Below are 19,663 nucleotides of genomic sequence, written 5' to 3' on the forward strand. Positions count from 1 at the left end.
AGCGCTCCCTTTCTCAGGTGGCCAGGTCCCCCGTGGTGGTGGCGGAACGGCGGTGCGGGTACCTCCTCGTTGGCGCGGGCTGGTGGTTCGGTCGGTGGTGCGCTGGCGCGGCGGGAGTCACCCGGACCGGCCCGGGGTACGCAGCCAGATGGCGGTGTCCGGGGGTAGCCGGTCGTCGTCGAGCGGGCCGCTGGCCAGCAGCTTGTGGGTGTGCGGTGGCAGTGGCACGGCACCGCCGGACAGGTTGACCAGGCAGGTGAAGCCGGGCTCCCGGCGGAAGGCCAGCACCCCGTCGGGTGCCGGCAACCAGGTGTGCGTCCCGTCTCCGAGCGCCGCCTCGGTACGCCGCAACGCGATCGCCCTCCGGTACAGCTCCAGCATCGAATGCGGGTCACCGGCCTGCGTCCGGGCCGTGCGGTCCTTCCACTCGGCGGGTTGGGGCAGCCACGGCACGCGGCTCGCGTCGTCAGGGCTGAAGCCGAAGGGCGAAGCGTCCCCCGACCACGGCAGCGGCACCCGGCACCCGTCGCGGCCCGGGTCGGTGCCACCGGAGCGGACGAACATCGGGTCCTGCCGGAGTGCGGGTGGGATGTCCTCGACCTCCCACAGCCCCAGTTCCTCACCCTGGTAGACGTAGGCGGCGCCGGGCAGCGACAGCGACAGCAGCGCTGCGGCGCGGGCACGACGGGTACCCAGTTCCAGGTCGGTGGGGATTCCCTCGCGCTTGGCCGCGAAGCTGAACCTGGTGTCCGCCCGTCCGTAGCGGGTCACCTGCCGGGTGACGTCGTGGTTGGCAAGCACCCAGGTGGCGGGGGCGCCGACCGGCGCGTGTGCGTTCAGCGTGCCGTCGATGCTCTCGCGTAGTGCGGTGGCGTCCCAGGCGCAGCCGAGAAAGTCGAAGTTGAACGCGGCATGCAGCTCGTCCGGGCGCAGGTAGCGGGCGAACCGTTGGCGGTCCGGCAACCACACCTCACCGATCAGTGCCCGGTCCCCCGGATACGCGTCGGCGATCCGCCGCCAGTCCCGGTATATCTCGTGCACCCCGTCGACGTCGTGGAAGGGGTGCGGCCGATCTGCCACGATCTCGGGCAGCGTCGAGTCCTTGACCAGCAGCCCGGCCGAGTCGATCCGGATTCCGTCCACGCCCCGGTCGAACCAGAACCGCAGGATGTCCTCGAACTCGGCGCGCACCCGCGGATGGTCCCAGTTGAGGTCCGGCTGTTCGGGGGCGAAGAGGTGCAGGTACCAGTCACCGGGCGTGCCGTCCGGGTCGGTGGTCCGGGTCCAGGTCGGCCCGCCGAACTCGCCCACCCAGTCGGTCGGGCGCTGGTCGCCGTTCGGGCCGCGCCCCGGCCGGAACCAGAACAGCTCCCGCTCCGGTGCTCCCGGACCGCCGGCCAACGCCGCCTGGAACCAGGGGTGTGCGGCGGAGCAGTGGTTCGGCACCACGTCGACGATGGTCCGGATGCCGAGCGCGTGCGCCTCCGCGATCAGCGCCTCCGCCTCGGCCAGGCTGCCGAAGACGGGGTCGATGTCGCGATGGTCGGCGACGTCGTAGCCGGCGTCGGCCATCGGGGAGGGGTACCAGGGGCTGAACCAGATGGCGTCGACGCCGAGCGCCGACAGGTAGTTCAGCCGTGATCGGATGCCGGCGATGTCGCCGATGCCGTCACCGTTTCCGTCGGCGAAGCTGCGCGGGTACACCTGGTAGATCACCGCTCCCCGCCACCACGGACCACTGGCTGCTGCGGACACGCGCACCTGCTTTCTGGGGTCGGCGGTCATCCCTTGAGACCGCCCGTGGTGAGGCCGGACATGATGTTTCGCTGAAACACCAGGAAGATGACGACGGTCGGTATCGCGGCGATCACCGACGCGGCGATCACCACGTTCATCGGCGTACCGCCGGCGAAGGCGTAGATCCCCACGCTTACCGTGCGGGTCTCGGGAGACGGCATGACCAGCTTCGGCCAGAGGAAGTCCTTCCAGACCGCGGTCACCGCGAAGATCGAGACGACGCCGAGGATGGGCCGAGACATCGGCAGCACGATCGACCAGAGCGTGCGCAGTGGCGTCGCCCCGTCCATCAGGGCGGCCGCCATCAGATCCTCCGGAATCGAGTCGAAGAACCGCTTCAGCAGGAAGATGTTGAACGCGTTGGCGACCAGGGGAAGCCAGATCGCGAACGGCGAGTCGAGCAGGTTGATGTGCAGGATCGGCAGGTCGATCACGGTCACGTACTGCGGGACGATGAGGACCATCGCCGGGATCATCAGCGTGGCCAGCATCATGCCGAGGATCACGTTGCCGAGGACCGGGCGGAGCTTCGACAGGGCGTACGCCGCGGCGGTGTCGAAGACCAGTTGGAACAGCACCGCGCCGGTCGCGTAGTAGAAGGTGTTGAACAGCAGCTTGGCCAGCGCCAGGTTGTGCCAGGCATCGGCGTAGTTCTGCCACTGTGGATCCTGCGGGAACAGCGACGGTGGGGTCTGCGCGATCTCCTGGCCGGATTTGAGGGCTCCGGTGACCATCCAGTAGAGCGGCCCGAGGAAGACGAGCGTGAACCCGACGACCACGACGGCGAGCAGCGTCCAGTAGGCGGCCCGTCCGCGACCGCGCCGAAGCTGGGCCTGTGAGATGAGGGTCCGGGTCCCGGTGTCCGGTGCCATGGGTGGTCTCCTCCTAGTCCTGTCTCGCGGTGAGCCGCAGGTAGACGGCGGAGAACCCGGCCAGCACCACCAGCATGATCACTCCGAGTGCCGCCGCGCCGTTGAGATCGTTCTGGAAGAACCCGTGTTGGTAGATGAGGTATGCGACCGAGGTCGCCGAGTCCTCCGCGCCCGCACCGTTGGCGAGGATCAGCGGCTCGATGAAGAGCTGCATGGTGGCGACGATCTGGAGCATCGCCAGCAGCGCGAGAATCAGCCGGGTCTGCGGAATGGTGACGTGCATGATCCGCCGCCAGATCCCGGCCCCGTCCAGCTCGGCCGCCTCGTACAGCTCGCCCGGGATGTTCTGCAACGCGGCCAGGTAGATCAGCACAGCGCTGCCCATGTTCATCCAGGTCGACGCGATCACCATCGCCGGCATCGTCATCTCCGGCGACTGCATCCACTGCGACGTGGGCAGGCCGAAGGCCTTGAGGATCGCGTTGAACAGCCCCGCGTCGCTGGGGTCGTACGCGTAGAACTTGAACAGGAACAGCGCCGAGGCGGGCGGCAGCATCACCGGCAGGTAGACCAGGATCCGGAGGTACCCACGGGCGTGGCGGAACTCGTTGAGCAGGATCGCCACGAAGAACGGCACCGCGTACCCGAGGACGAGCGCGAGGCCGGTGAAGTAGAAGGTGTTCTGCCAGGCGGTCCAGAAGCTGGGGTCGTCGAGGATCCGGAGGTAGTTGTCCCAGCCGACCCAGGTGGTCTCGCCGCGCCGGGTGCGCTGGAAGCTCATCACGACGCCGCGCACCATCGGGTACCAGGAGAAGACCGCGAAGCAGAGCACCGCACCGATCAGGAACGCGTGCCCGGTGAGCTGGTCGCGTACCGTGCGGCCGAGGCTGGTCCGCCGTGCCTGGGCCGGAGGCGATGTTCCGGGGCGATCCGCTGCTCTGACCGCCCCGGGGGCGGTGGTGATCGTCAAGACGACTCCCGTGGGTGGATGACCGGACGACGGGTGCGATCGGGGGCGGGGGCCTCCGACCCCCGCCCCGGTACTCAGCTCTCGGCGGCGAGGAGCTTGTTGACCTTCTCCTCGGCGGTCCTGAGCAACGCGTCGATGTTGGCGTTCGGGTTGGTCAGCACGCCGGACATCACCGCGTCCAGCACCGCGTAGATCGCCTGCGCGTTGCGCGGTTCACCCTTGATCGGGACCGGGTTGGCCTCGAAGTTCGCGAAGTTCGCGGTGTCCACGTTCGCGTTGGCCTTGCGCAGCTCCAGCTCCTGCTGCTGCGCCTGGCTGCCGTTGGTGAACAGCAGCGGCTGTGGCAGACCGACCGGGTAGTTCTGTGGCTTGGCCCGGACGTAGTCGAGTTGGCCCTTGCCGGGCGTGAGCTTCTGGTACGCGATCCACTTGAGACCGGCGCGGACCTGCTCCGGGGTGAGGTCCTTCTTGAAGAAGTAGCCCTCGCCGCCACCGAGCGTGCTCTTGGCCGGGCCGTCCTGGCCGGGCAGCGGCCCCATCGCCCAGTCCTCGAATCTGCCCTGGAACTGGCTGACGATCGCCTGGGTGGCGTCCGGCGCGCCGATGAACATGCCGACCTTGCCGGCGCCCGCGTTGGTCAGCAGGTCGCCCCACTGGAGCAGCTGACGATCGCCCATGCTGTCATCGCCGTAGCGCATGTCCTTGAGGTTCTGGAGGACCTGCCGGCCCAGGGCGTTGTTGAAGTCGGCCCTGCTGCCGTCGGCGGTCAGCACCTGGCCGCCCTGCGAGTAGAGCAGGGCGGTGAAGTGCCAGCCGCCGGTGTTGCCGGCGCTGTATTCGGCGTAGCCGGCGATGCCGTCGCCGAGCGCGGAGATCTTCTTGGCGGCGTCCCGGACCTCGGCCCAGGTCTTCGGCGGGCTGTTCACGTCGAGACCGGCCCGTTGAAACAGCACCTTGTTGTAGACCAGGCCCATGGAGTAGTTCTTCACCGGTACGGCGTAGAGCTTCCCGTCGTCGGTGAAGACCTCCTTCAGCGCCGGGTCGACGCTGTCCCAGGTGGGGATGGTGTCCGTGGTGGCGTACTCGGTGATGTCCATCGCCTGGCCGGAGTCGAGCACCTGCTGCAGGTCGGTCATGTACCCGTAGAACACGTCGGTCACGGTGCCGCCGGCCAGCCGGGCGGTGAAGTCCGGCGGGTTGTTGCACTGCTCGCCGACGCTCACGCTCTTGACCACGATGTCGGGGTTCTGCCGCTGGAACTCGGCGACGTCGGCGTTCCAGTTCTGCAGCAGTTCTTTCTGGGCGCCGACCGGCTGGCAGTCGACGGTGATGGTGACCTTGCCGCTCGCGTCGCCGCTGGTGTCGCCGCTCTTGGTGGAGCAGGCCGCGAGGCCGAGCCCCAGACCGGCCACGAGCGTCAACGCAGCTGCCTTCCGGTACTGCGGTACGGACATCTGTCCATCCCTTCGGGAACGGGTGTCTAGGTGAAGTCGGTGATCGGCGGTTGGTGTCCCACGCCGCGAGACCTGCTGGTGATCGGTGTCCGGGCTGCACCCCTGACCCTCCGTTACCTACCGGCGGCCAGGTGTGAGTGGAGTCACTGTAGCGTCGACGACTCGATCCAGCAAGGTTTGAATCGACTCTTGAAATTAAGCGACCATCTTCTGCCAGAGGGCGACCGTGCTGGCAGGTGTCATGGGACCGAAACGACGTCACGCAGGGCGCGGCAACGACGGAAAGCCGCCGACCGCGGGTAGCGGTCGGCGGCCGAGAGCGTCGGGTTCAGCGGGGCGGAGCGGCCCAGGGTTCCACAACGGCGGGGCGGTGCCGGATCGGTGCCGGTGGAGTCAGCGGCGTGGCGTGGGCGCCGTCGAGCCGCGCACCACAAGTTCGGGCTCGAAGAGCAACTCGTCGGTGAGCACACCCCCGCCCTCGATCTGAGTGACCAGCAGGTCCACGGCCGCCTGCCCCATCGTCTCGATCGGCTGCCGGACGGTGGTCAGCGGCGGATCGGTGCAGGTCATGAACGCCGAGTCGTCGTAGCCGACCACCGAGACGTCGTCGGGCACCGAACGGCCGAGCCGGCGCACCGCGCGGATCGCGCCCAAGGCCAACACGTCACTGGCACAGATGATCCCGCTGATTCCCCGGTCGACCAGTTTGGTCGCCGCGACCCGGGCCCCTTCCATCGAGAAGCTGGAACGCTCGACCCACTCGGTCCCCGCGTCCCAGCCGGCGACCCGGCCCATCGCGGTCAGTTTCCGCCGCGACGGCACGTGGTCCTCGGGCCCCAGCACCAGGCCGATCCGTTCGTGCCCCAGCGAGCGCAGGTGGCCGTACGCCTGCTCGACCGCGACCGCGTCATCGGTGGACACCCGGGGGAAGCCGAGTTCGTCCACACCCGCGTTGACCAGCACCACCGGCAACCCCCGGTCGGTCAGCCGTCGGTAGTGCTCGTGCGACGCGTCGGCCAGCGCGTACGACCCGCCAGCGAAGATCACGCCGGAGACCTGATGGTCCAGCAGCATCTCGACGTAGGCGGCCTCGGAGACGCCGCCGATGGTGCGGGCGCACAGGGCCGGGGTGAAGCCGCGTTGCGCCAACGAGCCGGTGACCACCTCGGCCAGCGCCGGGAAGATCGGGTTCTGCAACTCGGGCAACACCAGCCCGACCAGTCGGGCACGTTCACCGCGCAGCTTGCTCGGCCGCTCGTAACCGAGCACGTCCAGGGCGGTCAGCACCGCCGTCCGGGTCGCCTCGGCCACGCCATCGCGGCCGTTGAGCACCCGGCTCACGGTGGCTTCGCTGACGCCTGCCTTGCGGGCGACCTCGGTCAGTCGTTTCGTCACGGCCGCAATAGTACGCCGACCCACTGCAAGAAAAGAACAGCAGCCTGTCGCAGGATGACGGATGCTATCCGGTCACTGTCCGAGATTGTGCAACGCGTCGGAGATCGCCCGGTGGAAGGTCGGGTACGCGTAGATCATGTGCCGGAGCTGGCTCAGCGGGACTGCCGCGTGCACCGCCACCACCAGACCGGAGAGCACCTCGCCGCCCGCGGGGCCGGCCGAGGTCGCCCCGATCAACACCCCCTGGTCGGCGTCCGCGACGAGCTTGATGAAGCCGTCCTCGTCGGTCTTGTGGATCCAGCCCCGGGTCGACGACGCCAGCCGGGTGAAGCCGACCTGCACGTTGATGCCGCGGTCGCGGGCCTGCTGCTCGGTGAGACCGACCGCGCCGATCTCCGGATCGGTGAAGGTGACCCGGGGCAACGCCCGGTAGTCGGCGCGGGGCACCGAGCCCGCCGAACCGCTCGATCCGGTGGCGGCCAACGAACTGGCCACGCCGACGGCGCCGCCGACCACGCTGGCCGTACCGCTCGGGTCCGCGCCGCCCTGCGACCGTCGCGCGTGGTCGAGTACGTCGGCGACCACGATGGACGCCTGGTACATCGCGATGTGGGTGAAGGCACCCTCGCCGGTGACGTCGCCGACCGCCCAGATTCCCTCGGTGACGTGCAGCCGGTCGTCCACCGGCAGGTACCGCCCGCCCGCGTCGACGCCCACCGTGTCCAGCCCCAACTCGTCCAGGTGGGCGCGGCGGCCGGTCACCACCAGCAACCGTTCGGCGGTGAACTCCTCGCCCCGGGCGCCGCGCAGGGTGAACCCGCCGACGCCGTGCTCGACCCGGGCGGCCTTGACCCCGGTGTGGATCTCCACCCCGTCGGCCCGCAACGCGGCAGCCGCCGCCTCGGACGACTCCGGCTCCTCGACGGCCAGTACCCGGTCGAGCGCCTCGACCACGGTGACCCGTACGCCGAAACGGGCGAAGACCTGCGCCAGTTCGAGCCCGATCGCGCCGCCGCCCAGCACCAGCAGCGAGCCGGGCAGTTCCTCGACCTCGATGGCCTCGCGGTTGGTCCAGTACGGGGTGTCCGCCAGCCCGTCCACCGGCGGCACCGACGGGCGGGTGCCGGTACCCAGCACGATGCCGTGGCGTGCCTGGAAGACCTGGTCACCGACCCGCACCCGGCCCGGTCCGTCGAGTCGGCCGCTGCCGCGTACGAAGCGCCCGCCCTTGTCGGTGAACCGCTGCACCGCCACCCGGTCGTCCCAGTCGTCGGTGGCCTCCGCCCGGATCCGCTTCGCCACCGGCGCCCAGTCCGGGGTGACCTGGGCGGTGCCGCCGAGGCCGTCGACCCGTCGGGCCTCGGCGATCGCGTTCGCTGCCCGGATCATCATCTTGCTCGGCACGCACCCCCAGTAGGGACACTCCCCGCCGACCAGGTCGCGTTCCACGCCGACCACGGTGAGCCCGGCCTCCGCCAGCCGACCGGCCACCTCCTCCCCGCCGACTCCGAGTCCGAGCACCACCACGTCGACCAGTTCCGGCTCCGCCATGCCGCCAGCATCGCGCACCGGGCCGCCCCCGGCCACCCGGCCACGCCAACGGCGCGGACAGGGAGCGGGACCGACTCGATCTGCGCCCGACCGGTACGACGCCGGGCCCCGTGGGTAGGGCCAAGGACAGCAGGAACCGACGACGAAGGGTACGGGTGATGGAAGAGGCGCTGGTCAGCAGCCGCGAACGACGGGTGACGGTGCCGGAGCCGCCGACCGGCCGGGCCAAACTCGGCTACATCGGCCCCGGTGTGCTCTGGGCGCTGGCCGCCCTGGCCACCGGAGAGCTGCTGTTCACGCCCCGGGTCGGCGCCCAGTACGGGTACGCCCTGCTGTGGGCGTTGATCGCGGCCCTGCTGCTCAAGCTCTTCGTGACCCGGGAGATCGGGCGCTACAGCGTGGTGACCGGCCGACGGTTGCTCAGCGGGATGGCGGAGCTGCCCGGTCCCCGTGGCTGGGCGCTGTGGGTCATCCTGGTACCGCAGCTGGTGGTGGGCGTCGCCGCCATCGCCGGCATCGCGAGCGCCGCTGGCAGCGCCTTCACCCTGGCCGTACCCGGTCCGATCCAACTCTGGACGGCGGTGGTGATCGCGGCGGCGGCCGGTCTGGTGCTGTTCGGCCACTACACCGGCGTGGAGTGGGTGTCCCGGGTGATCGGGCTGCTGCTGGCGGTCGGGGTGGTCCTGGCCGCCGTGCTCGTCGGCCCCGACCTCGGCGAGGCCGCGTCGGGTGTGGTGCCCACCGTGCCCGAGGATCTCGTGGTCGCCGACATCCTGCCCTGGCTGGGTTTCCTGTCGAACGGTGCCGCCGGGCTGATGTGGTACTCGTACTGGGTCGCGGCGAAGGGCGTGGGGGTCGGCGCGCTGGAGGAGCCGAGCCGGCTCGACCCGCGCGGCCTGGACGAGGGTCAGGTGGCCCGGGTACGTCAGTGGCTGCGAACCATGACGCTCGACTCGACGTTCGCCGTCGTGGGCGTCGGGATCATCACGGTGGCCTTCCTCGTGCTCGGTGCGGAGCTGTTGCGTCCGGAGGGCATCGTGCCCGCCGAGTCCGACGTCGCCCGCGACCTGACCACGCTGTTCAGTGAGGTCTTCGGCAGTGTCGGGTTCTGGTTGATGGTGGTGGGCCTCATCTCGGCCTTCTGGACGGCCACGCTGACCAACATCGACGGCTGGAAGCGGCTGTACACCGACGGCATCCGCAAGGCCCTGCCGGACCACCTCACGCAGCGGCCCTGGGCCCGACCGGCGGTCCTCGGTCGGGTCGCCGTCATCGGCTGGCTCGCGGTGCTGCCGTTCACGGTCTTCGTGCTCTTCGGCGACCCGGTGGGGCTGCTCACCGTGGCGGGGTCGATCGAGGCCCTGCACATTCCGCTGGTCGCGGCGCTCGTGCTCTGGCTCAACCGACGTACGCTCCCGGCCGCGCTGCGCGCCGGTCGGGTGGCCACCGGGCTCGTGGTGATCGCGATCGTGTTCTTCGCCGGTTTCGCGCTGTTCTACCTGTGGCAGCAGCTGCTCGGTTAGCGCAGCCAGACCGGGGTGTCACCGGGCGGCTCCAACGGCGGCGGGTAGTCGAGGGTGCGGCGCAGCGCTTCGGGCAGTCGCCACGGCTGGTGCACCGCCCCGCCGGCCACCGACGCCAGCTCGGGCACCCACCGCCGCACGTACGCGCCGTCGGGGTCGTACCGCTCGGCCTGCCGTACCGGGTTGAATCCCCGGTACGGCCGGGTGTCGTTGCCGGTGCCGGCGACCCACTGCCAGTTGCCTGAGTTGTCGGCGATGTCGCCGTCGAGCAGCCACCGGAAGTAGACCGCCTGCCCGTCCCGCCAGTCCAGCCCGAGCGTCTTGGTCAGGTAGCCGGCGGTGATGAGGCGGGCGCGGTTGTGCAGCCACCCCTGCGCCCGCAGCTGACGCATGCCGGCGTCCACCACCGGCAGGCCGGTGCGCCCCTGCGCCCAGGCGGTGAGGGCCTGCTCGTCGTAGCGCCAGTGCTCGGTCGCCCGGCGCCGGTACGCCTTGCGGGGCAGGTCGGGGAAGGCCGCGGTCACCTGGTGGTAGAAGTCCCGCCAGCAGAGTTGCCGGACGAACGGTGACTCCCGGTCGTCGATCGCGTTGGCCACGGTCAACGGTGACAGGCAGCCGAAGCGCAGGTACGGGCTGAGCCGGGAGGTGGCGTCGCCGGCCAGGTCGTCGTGGCGGTCGCCGTAGCGCGCGACGTCGGGCCGCCACCGCGCCAACCGACGTCGCGCCTCGTCCTCCCCGCCGGCGACCGCGTCCGGCGACTCACCCGACGGCAGCGCCGGGAGGCGCCCGACCGGCACGCCGACCGGCAACGTCACGCTCGTCGGCGCCGACAGTTCCGCCCGCCACTGCCGGGCACTCCACGCCCGGTGGTACGGGCTGAACACCCGGTAGTGGTCGCCGCTGGCCGGGCTCAGCTCCCCTGGCTCGACCACCGTCAGGCCGGGAAAGAACCTCAGATGGAGCCGGTTCCGGTCGCACTCGACGCCCAGGCGTCGCGCCCGGCGGGCCGCGTACCGGGAGACGTCGGCGGAGAGCGCGACGGCCTCGGCACCCACCTCGCCGGCCAGCCGGATCGTCTCGGCCACCGGATCACCGTGTCGCAGCACCAGGTCACCGCCGAGCCCCCGCAGCGCCTCGCGGAGCGCGGCGAGGCTCTGGTGCAGGAAGCGGGTGCGGTTCGGCGACAGTTCGGCGAGCGCGGGGTCCAGCACGTACAGCGGGACCACGCGGTCGAAGGCGGCGCAGCTGGTCGCCAGTGCCGGGTGGTCGTGCACCCGCAGGTCGCGGGTGAACAGCACGACGGCGGTACGGTCGCTCACCGCGGCGGCGGACCGGGCACGGCGACCGGGCTGCCGGCCGGGGACAGCAGGGCGCGGGTGGCCACGCCCAGCCGACGCCGCTGCGGCACCGTGGCGCGGCGGGCGAACACGTCGTAGTCCTGGGCGGCCACCTCGTCGAGGATGCCGCCGTAGAGCAGGTAGGCGGTACGGATGCAGGCCTGCGACGCACCGTCGAGCAGGACCACGCCCGGCGCGGCGGCGAGGTAGTGCGCCTGGGCGCGGGTCACCTCGTACCGGATGAGTTCGCGGACCGGCTCGCTGGCCCGCCCGGCGGCGGCGCAGGCGGACAGGTCGTCCCGGGTCACGCCGAAGGCGGCCAGGTCCTCGTCGGGCAGGTAGGTCCGCCCCCGGGCCAGATCCTCGCCGACGTCCCGGATGAAGTTGGTCAGCTGGAAGGCGAAGCCGAGCTGGCGGGCGGGCTCGCGGGCCGCCACCGGATCGGAGCTGCCCAGGATGGGCAGCATCATCGTGCCGATGACCGCGGCCGAGCCCTCCATGTAGTCCAGCAGGTGCTCATAGGTGCGGTACGAGGTGACGGTCAGGTCCATCGCCATGCTCTTGAGGAACGAGGCGAAGTCCTCCCGCTCGAGGTCGAACACGGCGATGGTGTGCAGCACCGCCGGAAGCAGCGGGTCGGTCACCGGCGCACCGTGCAGCCCGGCGACGAACCGGCCACCCCAGTCGTCCAGCCGGGCGGCGCGCTCGGCCGGTGGCAGGGCGTCGGTCTGGTCGACGATCTCGTCGGCGTAGCGGGTGAACCCATATAAAGCGTGCACATGCCGCCGTTTCCATGCGGGCAGCAGTCGGGTGGCGAGATAGTAGGTGCGGCCGTGCCGTCTGTGCAGCTCACGGCATCTGTCGTAGGCAGCGGCGAGATCCAGGTCCACCGGGCCCTCCTCTGATTCGACGCACCAATCGACGCAACTTGAGACCCTAGGGTACGCTCAGCGGCATGGCCAGCGACGGACCAACGGGTAACCTCCTTCGCGTGGTCCCTGAGCAGCCGGTCGGTGGCGACGACCCGATCGCTGCCGTGCTGGCCGCCTACACGCGCGACATCGTCGTCGCCGTCGACACCACGCTCGCCGAGTTCCTGACCGCCGAAGTCGACGCGCTCACCGCGATCGACCCGGCGATGGGCGGCTTCGCCGCCACCGCCCGCGACTGCGTCCTCTCCGGCGGGAAGCGGGTCCGGCCCACGTTCGCCTACTGGGGCTGGCGTGGCGCGGTCGGCGGCGACGTGCCGGTGACCCCGGTGCTGCCCGCACTGGCCACCTTGGAGTTGCTGCACACCTTCGCGCTGGTGCACGACGACGTGATGGATGCCTCCGCCACCCGACGCGGCCGACCCACCGCGCACGTGGCGGTGGCCAGCCAGCACGCCGCGGCGGGCCGCAACGGCGACTCCGGGCGCTTCGGCGAGGCGGTCGCCGTACTCATCGGTGACCTCTGCATGGTCTGGGCCGACCAGTTGCTGGCCCTGGCCGACCTGCCGGCGGACCGGCTGCTCCAGGTACGACGCGGCTACGACCGGATGCGGGTGGAGACGGTCGCCGGGCAGTACCTCGACGTCCTCGGCGAGACCGACCCGCTGAGCTGGTCGGTCGACCGGGCGCTCCGGGTGGCCCGGTACAAGACCGCCAGCTACACCGTGCAACGGCCGCTGCTCTTCGGTGCCAGTCTTGCCGGCGTCGACGGGGACAGCGAGTTGGCCGGGGCGTACACCCGCTACGGCCTGGCCGTCGGCGAGGCCTTCCAGCTCTGCGACGACCTGCTCGGTGTCTTCGGTGACCCGACCACCACCGGCAAGCCGGCCGGCGACGACCTGCGCACCGGCAAACCGACCGCGCTGCTGGTGCTGGCCCGGGAACTGGCCACGCCGACGCAGCTACGGGCACTGGACGGCGCCGGCCGGCGGGCCGACGAGCCCGAGATCGCCCGGCTCGCCGAGGTCGTGCTCGACACCGGCGCCGTGCGACGGATCGAGCGGATGATCGACGAGCGGGTCGAGGACGCGCTGGCCGCGCTCGACGCGGTCGCCGTCGACGAGACCGCCCGTACCGCACTTGTCGGCCTCGCGGCCGCCGCCACCCATCGGCGGGCATGATGGGCTCCCTGCACAGAGAGGTGGTCGCCGGTGCGGACCGTTGACGGGCGTACTGATCGGGTGGTGGTTGTCGGGGCCGGGCTCGGCGGGCTGGCCTGCGCGCTGCACCTGGCCGGCAGCGGACGCCAGGTGACCGTGCTGGAGCGCGAGCCGGTGCCGGGTGGGCGGGCCGGTCGGCTCAGCGTCGACGGCTACGAGTTCGACACCGGCCCCACGGTGCTCACCATGCCCGACCTCATCGCCGAGGCGCTGGCCGCGGTCGGTGAGGAGCTGACCGACTGGCTCGACCTGGTGCCGCTCGACCCGGCCTACCGTGCCTACTACCCGGACGGTTCCACGCTGGACGTGCTCACCGACACCACCGCGATGGCGGCGGAGATCTCCCGGGTCTGTGGGCCCCGGGAGGCCGACGGCTACCTGCGGTTCGTCGACTTCGCCCGGAACCTGTGGCGACTGGAACGGGCCGACTTCATCGAACGCAATCTCGACGCTCCGACCGACCTACTCACCGGCAACCTGCTCAAGCTCGTCACCACCGGCGCCTTCCGGCGGCTGCAAACGAAGATCAACCAGTTCTTCCGGGATCCGCGTACCCGACGGATCTTCTCCTTCCAGGCGATGTACGCCGGGCTCGCTCCGCACGACGCACTCGCCATCTACGCGGTCATCGCGTACCTCGACTCGGTGGCCGGGGTCTTCTTCCCGCGCGGCGGCATCCACGCGGTCTCCCGCGGGTTGGCCGGCGCCGCCGAGAAGCACGGCGTACGCATCCGCTACGGCACCACGGTGACCCGGGTGGAGACCGCGAACGGCCGGGCCACCGGGGTGGTGACCGCCGACGGGGAGTTCGTCCCCGCCGACGCCGTGGTGCTCAACCCCGACCTTCCGGTGGCCTACCGCGACCTGCTGCCGCCGGCCCGGCAGCGCCGGCTCACCTACTCGCCCTCGTGCGTCGTGCTGCACGTGGGTTCGACCCAGGGCTACCGGCGCATCGCCCATCACAACATCCACTTCGGGCGGGCCTGGCAGGGCACCTTCGACGAGGTCATCCGACGCGGAAACCTGATGTCCGACCCGTCCCTGCTGGTCACCAACCCGAGCCGGACGGACCCGGCGGTGGCGCCCGCCGGCCGGCACACCTACTACGTGCTGGCTCCGGTGCCGAACCTCGACCGGGCGCCCTTCGACTGGCGCGGCGACCTCACCGCCCGCTACACCGATCAGCTCATCGCCACCCTGGAGGAGCGCGGATACGTCGACTTCGGCTCGGGCGTCGAGGTGTTGCGGGCGATCACCCCGGCGGAGTGGGCCGAGCAGGGCATGGCCGCCGGTACGCCGTTCGCCTCCGCGCACACCCTGTTCCAGACCGGCCCGTTCCGACCGTCGAACCTGCACCGCTCGCTGTCCAACGTGGTCTTCGTCGGCTCGGGTACCCAGCCCGGTGTCGGCGTACCGATGGTGCTGATCTCCGGCAAGCTCGCCGCCGCCCGGATCACGGGGGAGCAGCTGTGATCTTGAGCAGTGAGACGGCGCCGAGGATCGGTGGGTGGCGCTGATGCCGCAGTCCCGGGAGAGCCACCTCGTCGAACTGGTCGACGACACCGGCCAGCCCGTCGGGGCGGCCACGGTGGCCGTCGCCCACCAGCCGCCCGGTCAGCTGCACCGGGCGTTCTCCGTACTGCTCGTGGCACCGGACGGCCGGGTGCTGCTCCAGCGGCGCGCCGCGACGAAGACCCGCTTCCCGTCGCGCTGGGCGAACTCCTGCTGCGGTCATCCGCAGCCGGGGGAGGCGCTGGCCGAGGCCGCCAACCGCAGACTGTCGGAGGAGCTGGGCGTCGGACCGGTGCCGCTGCGCGAAATCGGCGTCTACGTCTACCGGGCGGAGGATCCGGGCACCGGGCGGGTCGAGGTCGAGTACGACCACGTCCTGCTCGGCGAGTTCCAACCCGACGGGTCGTTACGCCCGGAGCCGACCGAGGTGGCGGAGCTGCGCTGGGTGGAGCCGGCCCAGCTCGCCGCCGCGCTGCACCGTGACCCCGACGACTACGCGCCGTGGCTGGGTGGCGTTCTGGATCGGCTGTGGCAGCCGGCACAACCGCCCGGGCAGCCGGCCGACGACGACGCGCCGGAGCGGCCGGGTGGCCGATGAGGCGCTGAGCGCGGGCGCGGTCGCCCAGCGCCTGGGGGTTGCGGTGACCACGCTGCGTACCTGGCACCAGCGGTACGGCCTCGGGCCCAGCCAGCACATTCCCGGCCACCACCGGCGCTACACCCCGGCCGACCTGGCTCGACTCGAAGTGATGCGGCGGCTCACCGCCGAAGGAGTCAGCCCCGCCGAGGCGGCCCGCTGGGCCCGTCAGGCACCGGACGCCCTCGCGGCTGTCGGCGCCTCCCGTGCCGTGCTCAGACGACGCGACGGCGGCGGTACGACCATCCCGGTCGGCCGGGCCGGGCCGGCGGTCCGGGGTTGGCCCGCGCCGCGATGCGGCTGGACGCCGCGGCCATCGGTGCGACGATCTCCCGCGCCATCGCCGCCGACGGCGTGGTCACGACCTGGGACCGGCTGCTGCGCCGCTGCTCGTCGGTCTCGGTGAGCGGCACGCCGCCACCGGCGACGTGATCGAGGTCGAGCACCTGGTGTCCCGCTGTGTCTCGGCGGCGTTGGGTGCGGTGGCGTCCGCCGGCCCCGCGTCCGGGCCACCGCGCGTCCTGCTCGCCTGCGCCGACGAGGAGCAGCACAGTCTCGCGCTGGAGGCGCTCGCCGCAGCGTTGGCCGAGGCCGGCGTCGGTTACCGGATGCTCGGTGCCCGGGTGCCGGTGACCGCGCTGCTCGCCGCCGTCGACCGGACCGGTCCGGCCGCCGTGGTGCTCTGGTCACAGACTCGGGCCACCGCCGACCCGGCCCAGCTCACCGCCCTGCTCACCGCGCCGAGCCGGCCGCTGCTCGTGCTCGCGTCCGGACCGGGCTGGCCGGCCCGGAGCCTGCCGGCCGGCGTGGTACGCCCGAGCGACCTGACCGAGGCGGTCGCCCTCACCGTCGCCGTGCACGACTCGCTCGACCGTCCGGCCGCCTCCTGACCGCTCGGTCCGGCAGCCTTGGGCGGCTCGGCCCGCGCCCCGGCCGTACGGAGGGCACCCGCGTCCTGACCCGGCGTCGTCCCACGTCAACCGGGTGAACTAGCGTCTGGTCGTCCGCGTACCCCGAACCCCTCTCGGGAGCGAACGATGCGTCACCGTGCCCTGTTGGCCTGCCTCACCGGCCTGGCCGTCCTGCTCGTCGCCGGCTGCGGCGGCGGTGGCGGCGGCACGCCGGCGGCCACCGCCCCGTCCAGCCCGCCACCCTCGGCCGCCCTGCCGCCGGAGCCCGCTCCGTCGCCGACCCGTGCCGTGCCACCCAAGCCGCGGCTACGGCCGCTGCCGGCGAAACTGCCGGCCGGTCTGGTCCGCACCACCGGCACCGCCAAGGTGGCCCTCACCTTCGACGACGGCCCGGATCCGGCCTGGACTCCGAAGGTGCTCGACCGCCTCAAGGCAGCCAAGGTGACCGCCACCTTCTGTGTGGTGGGTACCCAGGTCCGCAAGCATCCGGGCCTGCTGCGGCGGATCGTCCGGGAGGGGCACCAGCTCTGCAACCACAGCTGGAACCACGATCTCGACCTGGCCCGGCGGCCGGTCGCCGAGATCCGCGCCGATCTGGTGCGCACCAACCGGGAGATCAGGCGGGCGGTGCCGAAGGCGAAGGTGCCGTTCTACCGCCAGCCCGGGGGCCGGTGGACCGCCGAGGTGGTGAAGGTCGCCAAGCAGCTCGACATGCGCTCGCTGCACTGGACCGTCGACCCGCAGGACTGGGCCAAGCCGACGGCGGCCACCATCGAGAAGCGGGTGAAGCGCTCGGCCCGTCCCGGAGCCGTGGTGCTGCTGCACGACGGGGGCGGCAACCGGGCGGCCACCCTCGCGGCCTGCGCCAAGGTGATCGCCGGTCTGAAGCGTGACCACGGCGTCGCCAGGCTCACCTAGACCGACTCTGAGCTGGTGTTTTCCGTGCCGTTGTGGCTGCCGCCATACCGGTTTGGTTGACCGGTACGCCATCACGTATGCTTTCGAAGCCTCCGGCGGGGCCGGATGGGAGCAAGTCCGCTCAACGTTGCGAGTGTGCAATGATGGCGGGGCCGCCCTCATCGTCTAGCGGCCCAGGACGCCGCCCTTTCAAGGCGGTAGCACGGGTTCGAATCCCGTTGGGGGCACGGTTCGGCTCAGGCCGGAGGCAACACCAGCAAGGTCCTGTGGAGCAGTTGGAGTGCTCGCCGCCCTGTCAAGGCGGAGGTCGCGGGTTCAAGTCCCGTCAGGACCGCAAGCGCTGACGCCGCGCAGCTAGCGCGGCGTTCTGCGTATCGGGGCATGTGACCCGTCCCAGCGGCGATCCCGCAGGTTGGGTAGCATGAGCCGAGCACCACGGCCAGGTAGCTCAGTTGGTACGAGCGTCCGACTGAAAATCGGAAGGTCGGCGGTTCGACCCCGCCCCTGGCCACATAGCCTTTCGCCGGGCTATTGCAACGCCGACCAGCGGAAACGCCGGTCGGCGTTCTGCTTTGCGCCCTCGGCTGGCCAGCCGTCCGGTCTGACTCTCGTTGCCCCGGACCAACCAGTCGTTGCCCCTATCGCACGTGGATCGCGCGCGGCCAGATCTCGTATGCGAGATCAGGCTGCCTACCAGGAATGAATTGGTGGTTCAATCGTCGCCGTAACCGAAGGATGGCCGATCCCGCTCCGCACCGCGCTCCGGCGCCGGCAGCAACTCGTCGCTGAGGTCCCCGCCTCCGTGCCCGGACGCCGAGCCTGGGTCTCCATCTACCCGATCCGGCCCTCCGCCCACGTCGGCGACAAGCAGGCCTTCAACCTGTTTCACCGCGAGTTCGAAGCCAGCCACATTGACAACGACTGGTGCATTGGGCCAGGTGACGGCATGACCGACCTGCGGGCCGCGCAGGCTCAAGACGAGAACGACCTGAAAGAGCTGCTCATCAGTTGGGGCGTCGACCCGGGCCAGCTCACCTACGTCCATCGGACCGACTACCCCGTCTGACTCCGGCCGACAGCCAGGAGGTCGACTAACAACCGCTCCATTTCGACAAGGGAAAGCCCGGCGTGGTGTGCCTCGTACGCTGTCTCCCAGGCCGCGACCGACGGCTCGCCGATCGCCTGCTCGACGGCTGCGGCGGCACGCGCACGTCGGAAGGCAGTCAGATACGCCTGGCCGCCATGTCAGCCAGATCCCAGGCGACGACATCCAGCTCACAGACGATTGCGGTGACGGCGTCGCGCCCACTCTTCAACACGTCGCCCTTTCTGATCTTCTTCACCGTCTCATGAAGCACGGAATAGGTAACGCCGGTACGAGAGAGCGCCGCCTCACAAGCCGCCGCACATAAGGCGCGCCTGGTGGACTTGGGCACATCCCGTAGCTGCTCGGCAACGGAGCGGCCAATGCCATCAGGGTCTGTTTCGAGCCGAAACACGCTGATCCCTTCTCGGACCCGAAGTGTGACGACCCGAATGGGATCTGGGCAAGGGCCAGCACCACCAGTTTGGAAGGTCGTTCTCGGCTGTCATGATCTGCCCGGATCACGTGGTCAGCGGGGGTGTGCCGGATCATGACCGCTGTTGACCGCCTGGGACGCGCTACCGGCACGTGGCCGGCACGGCCGCGTGGTTGTCCGGCGAACGTGGCTTACCTCCGGGCTGCCGGGCCGGGGCGGTTGGCCGCGTCTCCGGCTCTCCGCGCTGCCGAGTGACGGTGGGGCCGGTGCTGACCGTGCGACAATGGGCAACGGTGTGTGTTGGAGGAGGTGGGTCGTGATGTCGAGCAACGCCGAGCGGATGTCCGAGTGGCCGACCGCTGAGCATGTGCCGGCGGAGGAGTTGGCCCGCCGTCAGGGCGTGCGGCCGGTCGCCTCCGTTGACGATCTGGCCCGCCCGGATCTGTTCGAGTCCGACGAAGAGTTGGATGACTTCCTCGCCGATCTGTACGCCTCTCGGCGGACCAGTGCCGCGTGAGCCTGGTCGTCCTGGACACCGACGTCGCGTCGGCGATCCTGCGAGGCCGACTGCATGACCGGCTTCGTGCCCGGCTGGCCGGTAAAACCCCGTGCATCACGTTCGTCACGCTCGGAGAGTTGACCAAGTGGACCGTGCTGCGGAGCTGGGGGCCGCGCAAGCTCGCTGATCTCGCGCAGTGGCGATCCGGCGTGGTGCTGCTGCCCTTTGACGAGGCGGTGGCGACCACCTGGGGCCAGCTCCAGGCGAGGGCGCAGCGTCGGGGGCGTCCTCGGCCGACGAACGACTCCTGGATCGCGGCCTGCTGCCTGGTCGACCGGCTTCCGCTGGCGACCTTCAACGGCAAGGACTACGCGGACTTCGCGGAGTACGACGGCCTGCGCCTGTTCGACGTCTCTTAGCTGCACCGTCCCGGCCCGCCGCGACCGAAGGGCAGTCGCTGGTCCTGGCAGTCAGCCGCCGGCAGAACTCATACACCCGGTGGCAAGCCGCAGAGAGGCGCGGCAGTCGATCGCCCCTACCCCGGCGGTGGCCGACCACCCCGCGATCGTGCCTCCGCCAGCGGTTCGGCGGCAGAGCCGAGTGCCGCTCGTGCCTGAA

The 19,663-nt window shown here is 70.9% G+C and carries 17 protein-coding genes, 3 tRNA genes and 1 pseudogene; 12 read left to right on the forward strand and 9 right to left on the reverse strand.

Annotated features, from left to right (window positions below):
- Positions 1 to 117: 117 nt before the first annotated feature.
- The 6 genes from ENC19_RS08765 to ENC19_RS08790 all read right to left on the reverse strand — a co-directional run bounded on the left by ENC19_RS08765 (position 118) and on the right by ENC19_RS08790 (position 8,039).
- Positions 118 to 1,785 (reverse strand): glycoside hydrolase family 13 protein, encoded by a 1,668-nt coding sequence (locus ENC19_RS08765; RefSeq protein ID WP_164446619.1) that lies wholly within the window; start codon positions 1,783 to 1,785, stop codon positions 118 to 120.
- Positions 1,782 to 2,669, reverse strand: a complete 888-nt coding sequence (locus tag ENC19_RS08770; RefSeq protein ID WP_164446620.1) for a carbohydrate ABC transporter permease — start codon at positions 2,667 to 2,669, stop codon at positions 1,782 to 1,784. Before ENC19_RS08770 ends, ENC19_RS08765 begins: the two co-directional genes overlap by 4 nt.
- Positions 2,670 to 2,682: 13 nt before the next feature.
- A complete protein-coding gene (locus ENC19_RS08775) occupies positions 2,683 to 3,639 on the reverse strand; it encodes a carbohydrate ABC transporter permease (protein ID WP_164446621.1) in 957 nt (318 codons plus the stop codon).
- 74 nt (positions 3,640 to 3,713) lie between these two features.
- The gene (locus tag ENC19_RS08780; RefSeq protein ID WP_164446622.1) at positions 3,714 to 5,093 is read right to left on the reverse strand and encodes an ABC transporter substrate-binding protein; all 1,380 of its coding nucleotides are present in this window, start codon (positions 5,091 to 5,093) and stop codon (positions 3,714 to 3,716) included.
- Between the two features lie 393 nt (positions 5,094 to 5,486).
- Positions 5,487 to 6,488 (reverse strand): LacI family DNA-binding transcriptional regulator, encoded by a 1,002-nt coding sequence (locus tag ENC19_RS08785; RefSeq protein WP_164446623.1) that lies wholly within the window; start codon positions 6,486 to 6,488, stop codon positions 5,487 to 5,489.
- A gap of 72 nt (positions 6,489 to 6,560) precedes the next feature.
- Positions 6,561 to 8,039, reverse strand: coding sequence for a dihydrolipoyl dehydrogenase family protein (locus ENC19_RS08790; protein ID WP_164446624.1), 1,479 nt, complete (start codon positions 8,037 to 8,039; stop codon positions 6,561 to 6,563).
- Between the two features lie 158 nt (positions 8,040 to 8,197).
- Here ENC19_RS08790 and ENC19_RS08795 point away from each other — a divergent pair, with 158 nt between their 5' ends.
- Positions 8,198 to 9,562, forward strand: a complete 1,365-nt coding sequence (locus ENC19_RS08795) for an Nramp family divalent metal transporter (protein WP_164446625.1) — start codon at positions 8,198 to 8,200, stop codon at positions 9,560 to 9,562.
- Here the strand turns inward: ENC19_RS08795 and ENC19_RS08800 are convergent.
- Together ENC19_RS08800 and ENC19_RS08805 are read right to left on the reverse strand one after the other, a co-directional pair.
- The gene (locus tag ENC19_RS08800) at positions 9,559 to 10,881 is read right to left on the reverse strand and encodes a cryptochrome/photolyase family protein (RefSeq protein ID WP_164446626.1); all 1,323 of its coding nucleotides are present in this window, start codon (positions 10,879 to 10,881) and stop codon (positions 9,559 to 9,561) included. The two genes, ENC19_RS08795 and ENC19_RS08800, sit on opposite strands and share 4 nt — an antisense overlap.
- Positions 10,878 to 11,789, reverse strand: coding sequence for a phytoene/squalene synthase family protein (locus tag ENC19_RS08805; protein WP_164446627.1), 912 nt, complete (start codon positions 11,787 to 11,789; stop codon positions 10,878 to 10,880). Before ENC19_RS08805 ends, ENC19_RS08800 begins: the two co-directional genes overlap by 4 nt.
- Positions 11,790 to 11,854: 65 nt before the next feature.
- Here ENC19_RS08805 and ENC19_RS08810 point away from each other — a divergent pair, with 65 nt between their 5' ends.
- From ENC19_RS08810 to ENC19_RS08850, 9 genes and pseudogenes are all read left to right on the forward strand, one after another.
- Positions 11,855 to 13,009: a polyprenyl synthetase family protein gene (locus ENC19_RS08810; RefSeq protein WP_164446628.1), complete on the forward strand. Its 1,155-nt coding sequence runs from the start codon at positions 11,855 to 11,857 to the stop codon at positions 13,007 to 13,009.
- A 30-nt stretch (positions 13,010 to 13,039) separates the two neighbouring features.
- Positions 13,040 to 14,521, forward strand: coding sequence for a phytoene desaturase family protein (gene crtI, locus ENC19_RS08815; RefSeq protein WP_164446629.1), 1,482 nt, complete (start codon positions 13,040 to 13,042; stop codon positions 14,519 to 14,521).
- 43 nt (positions 14,522 to 14,564) lie between these two features.
- Positions 14,565 to 15,158: an isopentenyl-diphosphate Delta-isomerase gene (gene idi / locus ENC19_RS08820; protein WP_164446797.1), complete on the forward strand. Its 594-nt coding sequence runs from the start codon at positions 14,565 to 14,567 to the stop codon at positions 15,156 to 15,158.
- Positions 15,148 to 16,087: pseudogene (locus tag ENC19_RS08825) on the forward strand (MerR family transcriptional regulator). Before idi ends, ENC19_RS08825 begins: the two are co-directional and overlap by 11 nt.
- Positions 16,088 to 16,234: 147 nt before the next feature.
- Entirely contained in the window at positions 16,235 to 17,026 is a 792-nt protein-coding gene (locus ENC19_RS08830; RefSeq protein ID WP_164446630.1) for a polysaccharide deacetylase family protein, read from the forward strand.
- A 154-nt stretch (positions 17,027 to 17,180) separates the two neighbouring features.
- Positions 17,181 to 17,253, forward strand: a tRNA-Glu gene (locus ENC19_RS08835).
- 33 nt (positions 17,254 to 17,286) lie between these two features.
- Positions 17,287 to 17,360, forward strand: a tRNA-Asp gene (locus ENC19_RS08840).
- 103 nt (positions 17,361 to 17,463) lie between these two features.
- A tRNA-Phe gene (locus tag ENC19_RS08845) sits at positions 17,464 to 17,537 on the forward strand.
- 291 nt (positions 17,538 to 17,828) lie between these two features.
- Positions 17,829 to 18,092 (forward strand): hypothetical protein, encoded by a 264-nt coding sequence (locus ENC19_RS08850; protein ID WP_164446631.1) that lies wholly within the window; start codon positions 17,829 to 17,831, stop codon positions 18,090 to 18,092.
- A gap of 157 nt (positions 18,093 to 18,249) precedes the next feature.
- On the opposite strand, the gene ENC19_RS08855 is transcribed toward ENC19_RS08850, so the two are convergent.
- Entirely contained in the window at positions 18,250 to 18,525 is a 276-nt protein-coding gene (locus ENC19_RS08855; protein WP_164446632.1) for a hypothetical protein, read from the reverse strand.
- Positions 18,526 to 18,865: 340 nt separating this feature from the next.
- Between ENC19_RS08855 and ENC19_RS08860 the strand changes: the two genes are divergently transcribed.
- Positions 18,866 to 19,063: a hypothetical protein gene (locus tag ENC19_RS08860; protein WP_164446634.1), complete on the forward strand. Its 198-nt coding sequence runs from the start codon at positions 18,866 to 18,868 to the stop codon at positions 19,061 to 19,063.
- Entirely contained in the window at positions 19,060 to 19,464 is a 405-nt protein-coding gene (locus tag ENC19_RS08865; protein WP_164446635.1) for a type II toxin-antitoxin system VapC family toxin, read from the forward strand. Before ENC19_RS08860 ends, ENC19_RS08865 begins: the two co-directional genes overlap by 4 nt.
- The last annotated feature ends 199 nt before the right edge of the window (positions 19,465 to 19,663 follow it).

The organism is Verrucosispora sioxanthis, assembly GCF_010560025.1.
GTDB classification, from domain to species: domain Bacteria; phylum Actinomycetota; class Actinomycetes; order Mycobacteriales; family Micromonosporaceae; genus Micromonospora; species Micromonospora palythoicola.

Coding starts and splice junctions, on each gene's coding strand:
- ENC19_RS08770 (WP_164446620.1), bottom strand. CDS start 2,669: ATGGCACCGGACACCGGGACCCGGACCCTCATCTCACAGGCCCAGCTT.
- ENC19_RS08830 (WP_164446630.1), top strand. CDS start 16,235: ATGCGTCACCGTGCCCTGTTGGCCTGCCTCACCGGCCTGGCCGTCCTG.
- idi (WP_164446797.1), top strand. CDS start 14,565: ATGCCGCAGTCCCGGGAGAGCCACCTCGTCGAACTGGTCGACGACACC.
- ENC19_RS08790 (WP_164446624.1), bottom strand. CDS start 8,039: ATGGCGGAGCCGGAACTGGTCGACGTGGTGGTGCTCGGACTCGGAGTC.
- ENC19_RS08765 (WP_164446619.1), bottom strand. CDS start 1,785: ATGACCGCCGACCCCAGAAAGCAGGTGCGCGTGTCCGCAGCAGCCAGT.
- ENC19_RS08860 (WP_164446634.1), top strand. CDS start 18,866: ATGTCGAGCAACGCCGAGCGGATGTCCGAGTGGCCGACCGCTGAGCAT.
- ENC19_RS08795 (WP_164446625.1), top strand. CDS start 8,198: ATGGAAGAGGCGCTGGTCAGCAGCCGCGAACGACGGGTGACGGTGCCG.
- ENC19_RS08810 (WP_164446628.1), top strand. CDS start 11,855: ATGGCCAGCGACGGACCAACGGGTAACCTCCTTCGCGTGGTCCCTGAG.
- ENC19_RS08780 (WP_164446622.1), bottom strand. CDS start 5,093: ATGTCCGTACCGCAGTACCGGAAGGCAGCTGCGTTGACGCTCGTGGCC.